Origin of the sequence: Enterobacter sp. ODB01 (assembly GCF_001623605.1) — a bacterium.
GTDB lineage: Bacteria > Pseudomonadota > Gammaproteobacteria > Enterobacterales > Enterobacteriaceae > Enterobacter > Enterobacter kobei.
Map to the genome: position 1 here is coordinate 231,850 of NZ_CP015227.1, position 15,179 is coordinate 247,028.

At 57.8% G+C, this 15,179-nt stretch carries 14 protein-coding genes; 11 read left to right on the forward strand and 3 right to left on the reverse strand.

Annotated elements, in window-relative coordinates:
* Positions 1-80: 80 nt before the first annotated feature.
* Genes phnL through phnP form a run of 5 tightly spaced genes read left to right on the forward strand, consistent with a single transcriptional unit; the run spans position 81 to position 3,637 of the window.
* On the forward strand, positions 81-761 hold the full coding sequence (phnL, locus tag A4308_RS01095; protein WP_014882179.1) for a phosphonate C-P lyase system protein PhnL: 681 nt from the start codon (positions 81-83) through the stop codon (positions 759-761).
* Positions 758-1,894, forward strand: coding sequence for an alpha-D-ribose 1-methylphosphonate 5-triphosphate diphosphatase (gene phnM / locus A4308_RS01100; protein ID WP_045268834.1), 1,137 nt, complete (start codon positions 758-760; stop codon positions 1,892-1,894). Before phnL ends, phnM begins: the two co-directional genes overlap by 4 nt.
* Positions 1,891-2,442, forward strand: coding sequence for a ribose 1,5-bisphosphokinase (gene phnN, locus A4308_RS01105; RefSeq protein ID WP_032637724.1), 552 nt, complete (start codon positions 1,891-1,893; stop codon positions 2,440-2,442). Before phnM ends, phnN begins: the two co-directional genes overlap by 4 nt.
* Positions 2,435-2,869 (forward strand): aminoalkylphosphonate N-acetyltransferase, encoded by a 435-nt coding sequence (gene phnO, locus A4308_RS01110; protein ID WP_032637727.1) that lies wholly within the window; start codon positions 2,435-2,437, stop codon positions 2,867-2,869. Before phnN ends, phnO begins: the two co-directional genes overlap by 8 nt.
* A gap of 9 nt (positions 2,870-2,878) precedes the next feature.
* Positions 2,879-3,637, forward strand: coding sequence for a phosphonate metabolism protein PhnP (gene phnP / locus A4308_RS01115; RefSeq protein WP_045282273.1), 759 nt, complete (start codon positions 2,879-2,881; stop codon positions 3,635-3,637).
* Between the two features lie 82 nt (positions 3,638-3,719).
* Here phnP and yjdP read toward each other — a convergent pair whose 3' ends face one another.
* On the reverse strand, positions 3,720-4,040 hold the full coding sequence (yjdP, locus tag A4308_RS01120; protein ID WP_014882174.1) for a DDRRRQL repeat protein YjdP: 321 nt from the start codon (positions 4,038-4,040) through the stop codon (positions 3,720-3,722).
* A gap of 69 nt (positions 4,041-4,109) precedes the next feature.
* Positions 4,110-6,389 (reverse strand): hybrid sensor histidine kinase/response regulator, encoded by a 2,280-nt coding sequence (locus A4308_RS01125; protein WP_045282271.1) that lies wholly within the window; start codon positions 6,387-6,389, stop codon positions 4,110-4,112.
* Positions 6,390-6,570: 181 nt separating this feature from the next.
* Here A4308_RS01125 and A4308_RS01130 point away from each other — a divergent pair, with 181 nt between their 5' ends.
* The 4 genes from A4308_RS01130 to lpxO all read left to right on the forward strand — a co-directional run bounded on the left by A4308_RS01130 (position 6,571) and on the right by lpxO (position 11,200).
* Positions 6,571-8,085 carry a sugar ABC transporter ATP-binding protein gene (locus tag A4308_RS01130; RefSeq protein ID WP_014882172.1) on the forward strand — a complete coding sequence of 505 codons (1,515 nt, stop codon included), beginning with the start codon at positions 6,571-6,573 and terminating at the stop codon, positions 8,083-8,085.
* Between the two features lie 2 nt (positions 8,086-8,087).
* Positions 8,088-9,083, forward strand: coding sequence for an ABC transporter permease subunit (locus A4308_RS01135; RefSeq protein WP_045282270.1), 996 nt, complete (start codon positions 8,088-8,090; stop codon positions 9,081-9,083).
* Positions 9,084-9,115: 32 nt separating this feature from the next.
* Positions 9,116-10,057 (forward strand): ABC transporter substrate-binding protein, encoded by a 942-nt coding sequence (locus A4308_RS01140; RefSeq protein ID WP_014882170.1) that lies wholly within the window; start codon positions 9,116-9,118, stop codon positions 10,055-10,057.
* Between the two features lie 234 nt (positions 10,058-10,291).
* Positions 10,292-11,200, forward strand: a complete 909-nt coding sequence (gene lpxO / locus A4308_RS01145) for a lipid A hydroxylase LpxO (RefSeq protein WP_023336610.1) — start codon at positions 10,292-10,294, stop codon at positions 11,198-11,200.
* Between the two features lie 3 nt (positions 11,201-11,203).
* On the opposite strand, the gene A4308_RS01150 is transcribed toward lpxO, so the two are convergent.
* Positions 11,204-11,935, reverse strand: coding sequence for a response regulator (locus tag A4308_RS01150; protein ID WP_014882168.1), 732 nt, complete (start codon positions 11,933-11,935; stop codon positions 11,204-11,206).
* Between the two features lie 257 nt (positions 11,936-12,192).
* Here A4308_RS01150 and fdhF point away from each other — a divergent pair, with 257 nt between their 5' ends.
* The gene (gene fdhF, locus A4308_RS01160) at positions 12,193-14,340 is read left to right on the forward strand and encodes a formate dehydrogenase subunit alpha (RefSeq protein ID WP_078309985.1); all 2,148 of its coding nucleotides are present in this window, start codon (positions 12,193-12,195) and stop codon (positions 14,338-14,340) included.
* Between the two features lie 106 nt (positions 14,341-14,446).
* Positions 14,447-15,121, forward strand: a complete 675-nt coding sequence (locus tag A4308_RS01165) for a tetratricopeptide repeat protein (protein WP_045282269.1) — start codon at positions 14,447-14,449, stop codon at positions 15,119-15,121.
* The last annotated feature ends 58 nt before the right edge of the window (positions 15,122-15,179 follow it).

The following is a 15,179-nucleotide window of genomic DNA, read 5'->3' on the forward strand; positions in this document are numbered from 1 at the left end:
CTTACCCGGCCTACGAACACCGCACCTGTAGGCCGGGTAAGGCGAAGCCGCCACCCGGCAAAACGAATCTCGAGGCCAACATGATCCACGTACAAAACGTCAGTAAAACCTTTGTGCTCCACCAGCAAAACGGCGTGCGGCTGCCCGTCCTGCAAAACGCGTCGTTAGAAGTCGGCAACGGCGAATGCGTCGTGCTGCACGGCCACTCCGGCAGTGGAAAATCCACCCTGCTGCGCTCCCTGTACGCCAACTATCAGCCAGACGAAGGCCACATTCATATTCGCCACAACAACGAGTGGGTGGATCTGGTACAGGCACCCGCGCGTAAGGTACTTGAAGTGCGCCGTTCGACGATCGGCTGGGTCAGCCAGTTTCTGCGGGTGATCCCGCGGATCTCCGCTCTGGACGTGGTGATGCAGCCACTGCTGGATCTCGGCGTACCGCGTGATACCTGTGCCGCCAAAGCCGCCAGCCTGCTGACGCGCCTCAACGTGCCGGAGCGTCTGTGGCACCTTGCCCCATCGACCTTTTCCGGTGGCGAGCAGCAGCGGGTCAACATCGCACGCGGCTTTATTGTCGACTACCCGATTTTACTCCTGGATGAACCCACCGCTTCGCTCGACAGCAAAAACAGCGCAGCGGTGATGGAACTGATCGAACAGGCCAAAGCGCGCGGCGCGGCGATCGTCGGGATCTTCCACGATGAAGCCGTGCGCGAGCGCGTAGCGGACAGACTGCACCCGATGGGGACAAACGTATGATTATCAATAACGTCAGGCTGGTGCTGGAAAACGAGGTCGTGGATGGCTCGGTTGAAATCCAGGACGGCGTCATCCGCGCGTTTGCCGAAACCCGGAGCCGCGCGCCTGACGCGATGGACGGCGAAGGTGGCTGGCTGCTGCCGGGGCTCATTGAGCTGCACACCGACAACCTCGACAAATTCTTCACCCCGCGCCCAAAGGTGGACTGGCCCGCCCATTCGGCGATGAGCAGCCACGACGCGCTGATGGTCGCCAGCGGTATTACCACCGTGCTGGACGCGGTGGCGATTGGCGACGTGCGCGACGGCGGCGACAGGCTTGAAAACCTGGAGAAGATGATTAACGCCGTGGAAGAGACGCAAAAGCGTGGCCTTAACCGCGCCGAGCACCGTTTGCACCTGCGCTGCGAGCTGCCGCACCACACCACCCTGCCGCTGTTTGAAAAACTGGTGGGCCGCGAGCCTGTCTCGCTGGTCTCCCTGATGGACCACTCGCCGGGGCAGCGTCAGTTCGCCAACATTGAGAAGTATCGTGAATACTATCAGGGCAAATACTCGCTCAACGATGCCGAGATGGCGCGCTACGAAGAAGAACAGCTGGCGCTTGCGGCACAGTGGTCGCAGCCGAACCGTCTCAGGATTGCCGCAATGTGCCGTGACCGCAATATTGCGCTGGCAAGCCATGACGATGCCACGCACGATCATGTGCGTGTATCCCACCAGCTTGGTAGCGTGATCGCCGAATTTCCCACTACGTTCGAAGCCGCAGAGGCGTCGCGTCAGCACGGGATGAACGTACTGATGGGCGCACCGAATATCGTGCGCGGCGGCTCGCACTCCGGCAACGTGGCGGCAAGCAAGCTCGCCTCTCTCGGCCTGCTGGATATCCTCTCGTCTGACTACTACCCCGCCAGCCTGCTGGATGCGGCATTCCGGGTCGCGGACGATGAGGAGAACCGTTTTACGCTGCCGCAGGCCATTCGCCTGGTGACCAAAAACCCGGCCGCCGCACTCAATCTTCAGGATCGCGGTGAGATTGCCGAAGGAAAACGGGCTGATCTGGTGCTGGCCCACCGCAAAGGCGAGCATATTCATATCGACCACGTCTGGCGTCAGGGAAAAAGGGTGTTCTGATGGGAAGACTTATCTGGTTGATGGGGCCGTCCGGCTCCGGTAAGGACAGCCTGCTGTCTGCCCTGCGGCAGCGGGAACATTCACAGCTGCTGGTGGCGCACCGCTATATTACCCGCGCGGCGAACGCCGGAAGTGAAAACCATATCGCCCTGAGCGAGCAGGAGTTTTTCACCCGCGCCGGGCAAAACCTGCTGGCACTGAGCTGGCACGCTAACGGTTTCTACTATGGCGTCGGCATTGAGATCGACCTCTGGCTGCACGCGGGTTTTGATGTGCTGGTCAACGGCTCACGCGCCCATCTGCCGCAGGCAAAAGCCCGATATGAAGCGGCCCTGCTGCCGATCTGCCTGCAGGTTTCCCCGGACGTTCTGCGCAGCAGGCTGCAAAACCGGGGGCGCGAAAACGCGCGTGAGATTGACCAGCGGCTGGCGCGCGCGGCGCGCTACACCCCTTCAGGCTGCCATGTCCTCAATAACGACGGAAGTTTGCTACAGTCAGTCGAGATCTTTTTATCCCTTATCCGTCAGAAGGAGAAACAGCATGCCTGACTGCCAGCTTCGCCCCGCCACTGCTGATGATGCGCAGAGCGTGTACGCCCTCATCTGCGAACTTAAGCAAGCAGAGTTCGATCACCAGGCGTTTCATGCCGGCTATCTGGCTAATCTGCAGGATCACAATATGCGCTACCAGCTTGCCGAGCTGGACGGGGAAGTCATCGGCATGATCGGTCTGCACATGCAGTTTCACCTCCATCACGCCCGCTGGATCGGCGAGATCCAGGAGCTGGTGGTAATGCCGCAAGCGCGCGGGTTAAAGGTGGGTAGCCAGTTGCTCGCCTGGGCAGAGGACGTTGCACGACAGGCTGGCGCGGAGTTGACAGAACTTTCCACCAGCGTGAAGCGCGTGGACGCCCACCGTTTCTACCTTCGTGAAGGGTATACGCAGAGCCATTTCCGCTTCACCAAACCGCTGTAGAGGTGAGTGATGAGTCTGACCATAACGTTAACCGGCACCGGCGGTGCCCAGCTGGTGCCCGTCTTTGGCTGCGACTGCGCGGCGTGTAGACGCGCGCGTTTGCAGGAAAATTATCGCCGTCGTCCCTGCAGTGCGGTGGTCAAATACAACGATGCGGTCACGTTGCTGGACGCCGGTATTCCACACCTGATGGAGGACTGGCCCGCGGGCAGTTTTCAGCAGTTTTTACTCACTCACTATCATATGGATCACGTTCAGGGGCTGTTTCCCCTGCGCTGGGGCATGGGTGCAACGATTCCGGTCTACGGCCCACCGGACGACGCGGGGTGTGACGACCTGTTCAAACATCCGGGGATCCTGGATTTCAGTCATACGGTCGAACCGTTTGTGGTGTTTGAGCTACAGGGACTGCGGGTGACTCCGCTACCCCTCAACCATTCGAAGCTGACGTTTGGCTATCTGCTGGAATCCGCCCACAGCCGCGTGGCGTGGCTTTCAGACACGGCGGGATTACCGGAAAAAACGGTGAAGTTTCTGCTCAACAATCAGCCGCAGGCGATAATCATCGACTGCAGTCATGAACCGCGTGACGAGCCGCCGCGTAACCATTGTGATTTGAACACCGTGGTTGCGTTAAACGAGGTGATTGGCTGTCCGCAGGTGATCCTGACGCACATCAGCCATCAGTTTGACGTGTGGATGATGAACACCCCGCTGCCGAACGGTATCGAAGCGGGGTATGACGGCATGGTGCTGGTACTCGACTGAGTTTTGCCGGGTGGCGGCTGCGCCTTACCCGGCCTACACGCCAGGGTTTTGTAGGCCTGCGTAAGCGAAGCGCCACCAGGCTTTAGCCGCGATCGTAATCGTCTTCTAAACGCCGTTCATCCTCTTCCAGTCGACGCCTGTCGTCATCTAACTGACGTTGACGCTCGTCTAAACGGCGGCGTCTGTCTTCGAGCTGCCGACGGCGATCGTCGTACTGACGGCTGTCGCTTTGACGGCTGCGATCGTAGCGATCGTCGTCGTCATTACGGCTGCTGTCGGGGTTATAAGCATCGTTGATCGCCTGCTGAATGTTGCCAATGGCATCATCAATCACGTCGGCGTGGGCCAGCTGGCTGGTGAGTGACAGCAGACCCAATATCAGAGCGGAAAAGTAACGTTTCATAAGGCCAGACTCACAGGTGGACTGGCGTTAAGGTAATCAACGGCACTGTGCCGGAGTAGCGGAGGAATCTCAAATTACCATCACCTTACGCAGCGCCTGTGCCAGCTGTACGCGGGTAAACGGCTTACGCAGTAGCTGAACGTCCGGCAGCTGAGGGTTATGCGTCGGCCGCAAATCCTGGCCGCTGATCAGCAGCACCGGAAGCTGCGGATAATGACTGCGCACATGGTTAATGACCTCCGCTCCGCTGAGGCTTCCGGGCAGCATCAGGTCGCTGATAAACATGCCAATATCCGGCGATGCCTCCAGCATGCTCAGGGCCTGCTCGCCATTCTCCGCTTCGAGCGTCAGGTAGCCTAGCTGATGCAGCTGCTCACACAGGGTCTGGCGGACATCCGCCTCATCTTCCAGTACCAGCACCAGCCGCTCGCTATCCGGGGAGGTGGTAGCCGGGAGCGCCTCACTTTCAGACGCGGTGGAAAACGTCGAGCGCGGCAGATGGAGCCGAACGGTGGTGCCCTGCCCCGGCGCGCTTTCAATCTCCACGCGTCCCCCGGACTGACGCACAAAACCGTACACCATCGACAACCCTAATCCGCTGCCACTTCCGGTCTGTTTGGTGGTAAAGAACGGTTCAAAGACCCGGGATTTCACCTCCTGCGCCATACCGCTACCATGGTCAATGACCTCCAGCGCCACCATATCCTGCCTGCGGCCGTCGCTGCGGGTCACGCGCTGGTTCCATGTACGAATTTTAATGACGCCGCTTTGCCCTTCCATCGCATCGCGGGCGTTCATCACCAGGTTGATAATCGCGTTTTCCAGCTGGCCGACGTCTATCCATGCGGGCCATGCCGGGGTTTGCGCTTCAATCTCCAGAGTCAGGGTGACAGGCAAGGAGTGGCGCATCAGTTCCCGCAGGTTCTCCAGCAGCGGTTTCATCTCAACGGTATGCGGCGTCAGGGATTGCTTGCGGGAAAATGCCAGCAGGCGCTGGGTCAGCATGGCGCCGCGTTCTGCCGCCTTCAGCGCCCGGGTAATACGCGGCGCGTCTTTTGATTCGGGGTCGATCAGCTCAAGACTGCCGATGATCACCGCCAGAAGATTATTAAAATCATGCGCCAGCCCGCCGGTCAGCTGTCCGACAGCCTTCATCTTCTGGCTGTGGAGCAACGCTTCTTCCAGTCCCTGACGCTCGATGCGGTCAATCTCCATCTGCGTCGTTTTCTCTTTCAGCAGACGCGTCGTGTGCTCAAGTGAAGCAGTGTTGCGGGCAAAAACGTTAAACGCGCGCGCCAGCTCGCCCAGCTCGTCCCGCCGCTGCAATGCGGGCACCGAGACATCCTGTTCGCCACGGGCAAGGCGCGACATGGCCCGGGAGATAGCCGTCAGGTTGGAGGCCAGGTTACGGTAAATATACCAGCAGGCGCACCCGGTGATGATCAGCGCCAGCACGGCGAAAATGCTGATAAAAACGCTAATGGATTGCAGCTCGTGATGGCTCTGGGCCGTGCGAAGCCGGGAGGCTTGCGCGACCTGTTCAACGTACTGATTGATATCGCTATTCAGTATCGCTACCAGCGCCTTGATGTGGAACATATACCAGCTTATTGCCAGATCGCTCTCTGCCAGCTGCGTCGACAGCGGGGCAAGCTTACGCAGCTCGGCGTTAAAGTCGGGCAGCACAACGTTGACCGCAGGCTGCGTCGCGCGCTGGGGCAACATCGCCGTCACCGTATCCAGCTGCTGTATCGTGGCGCGTGGTGAAGGGGTTTCGATGGCGGCGGCGATCAGCCTGTCCATTTCCATCAGCAGCTGCGCATCCGGAACATCGCTGCCAGTACGGCGGTTGATGTCCTGCAGATGACGCAGGTAACTCTGGCTCTGGTAGAGCGAACTGAGCAGCGCGTTACGCTCCAGATGGCGTCGCTGCCCGCGCTCCAGCATCCCCGTCACGCCTTGCTGTAATTCATTGCTTCTCTGAATAATCCGCGCCACCAGCGCCGGCTCCTGCTGCGCCAGCGGCGCATCGGCCAGCTGCTCCAGCGAGCGGCGCAATGCCGTTTGCATCTGCTTTAACCGCTCCGCCTCGCCTTTGTACTCCAGCGATCCGACTACCTGCGACAGCCGCACCGCCGCCGTCGCCACGTTAGCCGTATCGCGAGCGAGGTTCATGCTGCCGGTCATGTCATCTAGCGTTTGCTGCTGCACCTGCTCCTGGATCTGGCTGGCATGACGGAAGCCAAGCACCGCCACGCCGCTGACCATCAGCGTGACCGCAACAACCAGCAGATTGAACATCAGCAGGCGGCCACGTGCACTGGTAAAAAACGGGGGGCGTGATGACATCTCTTTAGGCTCCTTAGCGGTCTGATGCCCTCACCCTGGCCCTCCCCCACGGGGAGAGGGAAAAGAGAAATGTGACGGCGGTTAGCTATTCATAACTATGACAAATATGAACAGCTTCTGACATTTTGCATTTACGCACCTGTGATGAAGTGCAGATATCGACATTCACAGGAGATCCGCCATGAGCAGAACCCCGGTTTTAGAGATGCGCGGCATAGCCAAAACCTTTGGCAATTTCCACGCGCTCAAGGGCGTGGATTTGACGGTTTTCCCCGGTGAGATCCACGCGCTGATGGGCGAAAATGGCGCGGGCAAAAGCACGCTGATGAAAATCCTCGCAGGTGCCTACACTGCCACCCGCGGTGAGATCCTGATCGACGGACAGCCGTTTCACATCAAAGGGCCGAAAGATGCCCTGGCCGCAGGCATTACCTTGATTTACCAGGAGATGCAGCTCGCCCCCAATCTGACCGTGGCGGAAAACATTTTCCTCGGCAGCGAACTGTCGCGCGGCGGGCTGGTTCAGCGTAAAGAGATGGCCGCCCAGGCGCAGGCGGTGATCGATCGCCTCGGCGCCCAGTTCAGCGCCACCGATCGGGTGATGAAGCTGACCATCGCCGAACAGCAGCAGGTGGAAATTGCCCGCGCGCTGCACCGCAACAGCCGCATTCTGGTGATGGACGAACCCACCGCCGCCCTCTCTTCACGCGAAACCCACCGCCTGTTTGAACTGATTCTGCGCCTGCGCGATGAAGGCATGGCGATTATCTATATCAGCCACCGTATGGCGGAAGTGTATGAACTCTCTGACCGCGTCAGCGTTCTGCGTGACGGGCAGTACGTCGGCAGCCTGACGCGCGACAAGCTCAACGCCTCCGAGCTGGTGAAAATGATGGTGGGCCGCCCCTTAAGCGATCTGTTCAACAAAGAGCGCGATATCCCTCTCGGCAGCCCGCGCCTGAACGTCCACCACCTTACCGACGGTAAAAAAGTGCGGCCGTGCAGTTTACAGGTCCGTTCCGGCGAAATCGTCGGGCTGGCCGGGCTGGTCGGTGCCGGACGCTCCGAGCTGGCGCAGCTGATTTTCGGCGTGCGCAAAGCCACGGGCGGCATGATTGAGGTGGACGGCGAGCCGGTGGTGATCCACTCCCCGCGCGCGGCCATTGAAAACGGGATCGGTTTTCTCACCGAGAACCGTAAGGAGCAGGGGCTGTTTCTGGAGCTGGCGGCGCAGGAGAACATCACCATGGCGACGCTGGAACGCGATGCCACCTTCGGCATGCTGAACCGCAAAAAAGCCCAGTCCATTTCCGATGACGCTATCGCCCTGCTCAACATTCGTGTGCCCCATTCACAGGTACGCGCGGGCGGACTGTCCGGCGGTAATCAGCAAAAACTGCTGATCTCGCGCTGGGTGGCGATAGGCCCGCGCATACTGATTCTGGACGAACCCACCCGCGGCGTGGACGTTGGCGCGAAAAGCGAGATCTACCGCATCATGAACCAGATGGCGCGTAAGGGCGTAGCAATTTTGATGATCTCCAGCGAACTGCCGGAAGTGGTGGGCATGAGTGACCGGGTGTACGTGATGCGCGAAGGCAGCATTGCGGGTGAACTCCACGGGCGCGATATCTCTCAGGAAAACATCATGACGCTGGCAACCGGCGTGGACGACACACATCATCAGGCGGTGTAATTATGACAACTCCAACCCATCCGCAGCAGGTGGCGAAATCCGCCTCCGCCAAAAAAATGCTGATGAGCGATCTGATGCAAACGATCGGCATTTTACCTATTTTAATTCTGATCGTGGCGGTATTTGGCTTTATCGCCCCTAACTTCTTCACCGAGAGCAACCTGCTCAACATCACCCGTCAGGCGTCAATCAACATCGTGCTGGCAGCGGGGATGACCTTCATCATCTTAACCGGTGGGATTGACCTCTCCGTGGGGTCGATTCTCGGTACTACCGCCGTTGCGGCAATGGTGGTGTCGCTGATCCCGGAATTCGCCGGACTTTCTATTCCGGCGGCGCTGATGCTCGGCATGGTGCTGGGGCTGTTCAACGGCGCGCTGGTGGCCTTTGCCGGGCTACCGCCGTTTATCGTCACGCTCGGTACCTATACGGCGCTGCGCGGCGCGGCCTACCTGCTGGCAGACGGCACCACGGTGATCAACTCGAATATCAACTTCGAGTGGATCGGCAATAACTACCTCGGTCCCGTGCCATGGCTGGTGGTCATTGCTTTGGCGGTCATTGCTATCTGCTGGTTTATCCTGCGCCGCACTACGCTGGGCGTTCACATCTACGCCGTGGGCGGCAACACGCAGGCGGCGCGCCTGACGGGTATCAAGGTCTGGATGGTACTGCTGTTTGTCTACGGCATGAGCGGGCTGCTCTCCGGCCTCGGTGGCGTGATGAGCGCCTCACGCCTTTACAGCGCCAACGGCAACCTCGGTACCGGCTATGAGCTGGATGCGATTGCGGCGGTGATCCTCGGCGGTACCAGCTTCGTCGGCGGGATCGGCACGATCACCGGCACGCTGGTGGGGGCATTGATTATCGCCACCCTCAACAACGGCATGACGCTGATGGGCGTCTCCTACTTCTGGCAACTGGTGATCAAAGGGGCGGTGATCATCATTGCGGTGCTGATCGACAAATACCGTACCCGACACCATCAAAGTGCATAACAACAAAACCCTACAGCTTCGAGGAATAGAATATGCGTTTAAAACCGTTAGTGACCGCGCTCTGTGCTGGCGCGCTGCTTGCCGCAACGCCGTTTGCGCAGGCGAAAGATCTGAAGTCCATCGGCGTGACGGTGGGTGACCTGGCCAACCCGTTCTTTGTGCAGATCACCAAAGGTGCCGAGCTGGAAGCGCGCAAGCTGGCGGGCGATAACGTCAAAGTGACGCTTGTCTCCAGCGGTTACGATCTCGGTCAGCAGGTGGCGCAGATCGATAACTTTATCGCCGCGAAAGTGGACATGATCATCCTCAACGCCGCGGATTCCAAAGGGATCGGCCCGGCGGTGAAACGCGCGAAGGATGCCGGGATCGTGGTCGTGGCGGTTGACGTGGCGGCGGAAGGTGCCGATGCGACCATCACCTCCAATAACACCCAGGCGGGCGAAATGGCCTGTAAGTACATTACCGATCGCCTGAAAGGCAAAGGCAATGTGGTGATCATCAACGGACCACCGGTCTCAGCGGTGCAAAACCGTGTGGAAGGTTGCCAGATGGAATTCAAAAAACATCCGGATATCAAGGTGCTCTCGGATAACCAGAACGCCAAAGGCAGCCGTGAAGGCGGTCTGGAAGTCATGACCTCTCTTCTGGCGGCCAATCCGAAGATCGACGGCGTATTCGCGATTAACGATCCTACCGCGATCGGCGCCGATCTGGCGGCAAAACAGGCGCAGCGCAATGAATTCTTCATTGTGGGTGTGGATGGCAGCCCGGATGGTGAAGAAGCGCTGAAGCGGGAAAACTCCCTGTTTGTGGCAACCCCGGCACAAGATCCGCAGGTGATGGCGGCAAAAGCGGTCGAGATCGGCTACGACATTCTCCAGGGTAAACCGGCACCGAAAGAACCGGTGCTGATCCCGGTGACGATGATCGATAAAAAGAACGTCGGTACCTATAAAGGATGGACGGTTAAGTAACCCCTCAGCCTAAACCCTCTCCCCTTTGGGGAGAGTGGGTGGCAAAAAACGCTGGCCGGGCTGCAGGCTTTTATTCGCGAGGGCAATTAATTTAACAATAATTGCGATTTTTCATTACAGTTCTATGAATTTTACATTCCCGAACTACACTCTCTCCATCTGGCATATTCGGCGTGGGCAGACACTCTGTCCGCACGCTTTTCCGAAATGAGATAGAAAGAGGACAAGGGAAAAATGTTCGCAGCCATCATCATCGGTATTTTCATTATTAGCGTTATTTACGCGCATTCACGCGGGAAAGAAAAACAGACGCTGTCTCGTCAGTTGTTCGACCATTCGACGTTCATGGCCCCCATCAATATGTTTATGACGGCGTTCTCTTCCCTGCCCGCCAGGGAGGCTTTCTTTGAGACAGAGCGTTTCCCTGAATTAAAAACGCTGACGGAAAACTGGCAGGTTATTCGTGAAGAGGCTGTGCGTTTACAGGATCATATAAAGGCGGCGCAAAATAATAACGACGCTGGCTTTAACACCTTTTTTAAACGCGGCTGGAAACGTTTTTATCTGAAATGGTACGCCGACGCTCACCCTTCTGCGCAAGCGCTTTGCCCGGTGACCACGCAACTGGTGAGTCAAATTCCTTGCGTAAAGGCGGCGATGTTTGCCGAACTGCCTGCGGGGGCAAAGCTGGGCAAGCATCGCGATCCCTACGCGGGCTCGGTTCGCTATCATCTGGGCTTATCTACCCCGAATGACGATCGCTGCTTTATTGAAGTGGACCAGCAGCGCCATAGCTGGCGCGATGGCGAGGCCGTCATTTTTGATGAGACTTACGTTCACTGGGCAGAAAATAAAACCGATCAAACGCGCATTATTCTTTTCTGTGATATCGAGCGTCCGATGAAGTGGGGCTGGGCACAGGCAGTTAACCATTGGGTAGGGACGACGCTGATGTCTGCAGCCAGCTCACCCAATGATGAGAATGACCGCACTGGCGGCATTAATCGCATTTTTAAATATGTTCATGCGGGGCGCGAACGCGGACAGCGTCTTAAAAAACGAAATCGTAAAGCCTATTATGCCCTCAAGTACCTGTGCATCAGCGCCATTTTTGCCGCCCTTCTTATTCCGGCGATAACATAGACCTTATGCCGCCTGTTCGGGGCGGCTAACATCGGTGGCAAATACATACCCCAGTCCACGAATGGTTTTAATGAGCGCAGGCTGATGCGGGTTGACCTCGATTTTCCGGCGCAGACGCATGATCAGCACGTCGATAGTCCGGTCAAACACCTCCGTGCTTTCGCTGTGGGTGAGTTCCAGCAGTTGATCGCGGCTGAGTACCCGGCGGGCATTTTGCGTAAGCGCCAGCAGCAGGCCATATTCCCCCTGGGTCAACGGCACGACGTTACGCTGCGGATCAATCAGTTCACATCGGGAGGTATCCAGCGTCCAGTTGTCGAAGGTTATCCCCGCTACGCGTGGCATCGGCGTTTCTGCGGCCAGCACGCCGGTCCGACGCAGGACCGCTTTAACCCGGGCAACCACCACGCGCGGATTAAACGGTTTGCCAATATAGTCGTCGGCTCCCATCTCCAGCCCCACCACCACGTCGGATTCACTGCCCAACCCGGTTAACATGATCACCGGTAGCGCCGGACGCTGCTTCTGCAACTGCAGCAAAACCTGTAACCCATTGATATCCGGCAGCATCATATCCAGCAGGACAAGGGCGATCTCCGGCGTCTGTTGTACCCGGCCTGGCACATCCTGGCCGTTATGGCAGACAAGCACGTCAAAGACGTGTTCACTCAGCACATCCTGCAGCAGTTCGCACACTGCCAAATCGTCATCAACCACCAGAATCGCCGGTTTCATCATATGCTTCCGTCAGGGGATTATGTTAAGTCTGAACCATTCTGCCGTCAGCTCCAGTGAAAGGGCGTTTTCCGTGATGGAAATTCAACCCATGTCACATACCCTGCCCATTCGACACGTCAATTTTGACGATGGTCTGCTTTTCGTCAGGGTTGTCGGCAGGAATACGCCGTAAAACGCGCCATTACCCCTACTAAAAACATGGCATAGAAGCTGCATTAGTCGGTGCGAAAGATTCGATTAACTGGAGCAGACTGATGAAAAAAGTCGTCACGGTTTGCCCTTATTGTGCCTCAGGTTGCAAGATCCACCTGGTGGTCGATAACGGCAAAATCGTCCGGGCGGAGGCCGCACAGGGGAAAACCAACCAGGGCACGCTGTGTCTGAAAGGGTATTACGGCTGGGATTTTATCAATGATACCCAAATCCTCACCCCGCGCCTGAAAACCCCTATGATCCGCCGCGAGCGCGGTGGCAAGCTGGAAGCCGTCAGCTGGAACGAGGCTCTCGATTACGTCGCCACGCGCCTCAGCGCCATCAAGGCCAAGTACGGCCCGGATGCGATTCAGACGACCGGTTCCTCACGCGGGACTGGGAATGAAACCAACTATGTGATGCAAAAATTCGCACGCGCCGTTATTGGAACCAATAACGTCGACTGCTGCGCTCGCGTCTGACACGGCCCATCGGTTGCAGGTCTGCACCAGTCGGTCGGTAACGGCGCAATGAGTAATGCCATCAACGAGATAGACAACACCGATCTGGTGTTTATTTTCGGCTATAACCCAGCGGATTCTCACCCTATCGTCGCGAACCATGTTATTCGCGCCAAACAGAACGGGGCGAAAATCATCGTCTGCGATCCGCGCAAAATTGAAACCGCGCGCATTGCAGATATGCACATCGCATTGAAAAACGGCTCGAACATCGCGCTGTTGAATGCGATGGGGCACGTCATTATTGAGGAGAATCTGTACGACCAGGCGTTTGTGGCCAGCCGCACGGAGGGCTTTGAAGAGTATCGTAAAATTGTCGAAGGCTATACGCCAGAGTCCGTTGAAGCGATAACCGGCGTCAGCGCACAGGAGATCCGCCAGGCCGCACGCATGTACGCCGGGGCGAAAACCGCCGCCATTCTGTGGGGCATGGGTGTGACCCAGTTCTACCAGGGCGTGGAAACCGTGCGTTCGTTGACCAGCCTCGCCATGCTGACGGGTAACCTGGGCAAGGCCCACGTCGGCGTCAACCCGGTACGTGGCCAGAATAACGTCCAGGGGGCCTGCGATATGGGCGCGCTGCCGGATACCTATCCAGGATACCAGTACGTCAAATTCCCGGAAAACCGCGAGAAATTCGCGAAAGCCTGGGGGGTCGAAAGCCTGCCGGAACACACCGGCTATCGCATCAGCGAGCTGCCGCACCGTGCGGCGCACGGTGAAGTGCGTGCGGCCTACATCATGGGTGAAGATCCGCTCCAGACCGATGCCGAACTCTCTGCGGTACGTAAAGGGTTTGAGGATCTTGAGCTGGTGATTGTCCAGGACATCTTTATGACCAAAACCGCGGCGGCGGCGGATGTGATTTTACCGTCGACGTCATGGGGTGAGCATGAAGGCGTCTACACGGCGGCTGACCGCGGTTTCCAGCGCTTCTTCAAAGCGGTCGAACCGAAGTGGGATCTGAAAACCGACTGGCAGATCATCAGCGAAATCGCCACCCGTATGGGCTACCCGATGCACTACAACAACACTCAGGAGATCTGGGACGAGTTGCGGCATCTGTGCCCGGACTTCTACGGTGCCACCTATGAAAAAATGGGTGAGCTGGGGTATATCCAGTGGCCATGCCGCGATGAGTCGGAAGCCGACCAGGGGACGTCATACCTCTTCAAAGAGACGTTCGATACCCCGAACGGGCTGGCGCAGTTCTTCACCTGCGACTGGGTCGCACCTATAGATAAACTCACCGACGAGTATCCGATGGTGCTCTCCACCGTGCGCGAAGTAGGCCACTACTCCTGTCGCTCAATGACCGGGAACTGCGCCGCGCTGGCCGCGCTGGCAGATGAACCCGGCTACGCGCAGATCAACACTGCTGACGCGGAACGCCTGGGTATTGAGGATGAAGCGCTGGTATGGGTGAACTCGCGCAAAGGGCGAATCATCACCCGTGCGCAGGTAAGCGATCGTCCCAACAAAGGGGCGGTCTATATGACCTACCAGTGGTGGATTGGTGCCTGTAACGAACTGGTGACGGAGAATTTAAGCCCGATAACCAAAACGCCGGAGTATAAATATTGTGCCGTCAACGTGGAGCCCATTGCGGATCAACACGCTGCCGAACAGTATGTGATTGACGAATATAACAAGCTGAAAGCCCGACTGCGTGAAAGCGCAATGGGTTGAAGCGGGTAATTAATTAATGAACAAAGGGAGTGATATATTCACTCCCTTTTTTTATTTCCGCCACCGCGATTATACTGCGCGGCGTGTACCCAGAAGATAAGAATCCATGAAAGCCATTTTTCTGTTGTTATTCTTTATAACCTCGTTCGCCTGCGCGGATGAGATAGGCAGCCAGTATCTGAAGCAGGCGGAAGCGGGCGATGCCCGCGCCCAGTATTATCTTGCTGATACCTACTTCAGCTCGGGGGACCGCACACAGGCCGCGCGGTGGGCCGAAAAAGCCGCAAAAGGTGGCGATGTCGATGCCATGGCGCTGTTGTCGCAAATTCACTTTACGCAGGGGGATTACGCGCAGGCCAAGGCTCTGGCGCAGCAGGCAAACATTGCAGGCAGCAAACGCGGCGCGATCATGCTGGCGCGCGTGCTGGTCAACACTGAGGCCGGTCAAACCGACTATCCCCAGGCCATTCAGCTCCTGCAAACGGCGACTGAAGATATCGACAACGATTCGGCGGTAGACGCGCAGCTGCTGCTGGGGCTGATCTATGCCAACGGCGTTGAGGTGGCTCAGGATGACGTGCGGGCCGCGTCGTGGTTCAAGCGAAGTTCTACCCTGTCGCGAACGGGCTATGCGGAGTACTGGGCGGGGATGCTGTTCAGACAGGGCGAGAAAGGGTTTATCACGCCGAATAAGCAGAAAGCGCTTTACTGGTTGAACCTGAGCTGTACGGAAGGGTTTGATACGGGATGTGAAGAGTTTGATGCGTTGAGCGGGGAGTAAAGCGCCGGGTGGCGGCTTCGCCTTACCCGGCCTACAAAACCCGTAGGCCCGGTAAGCG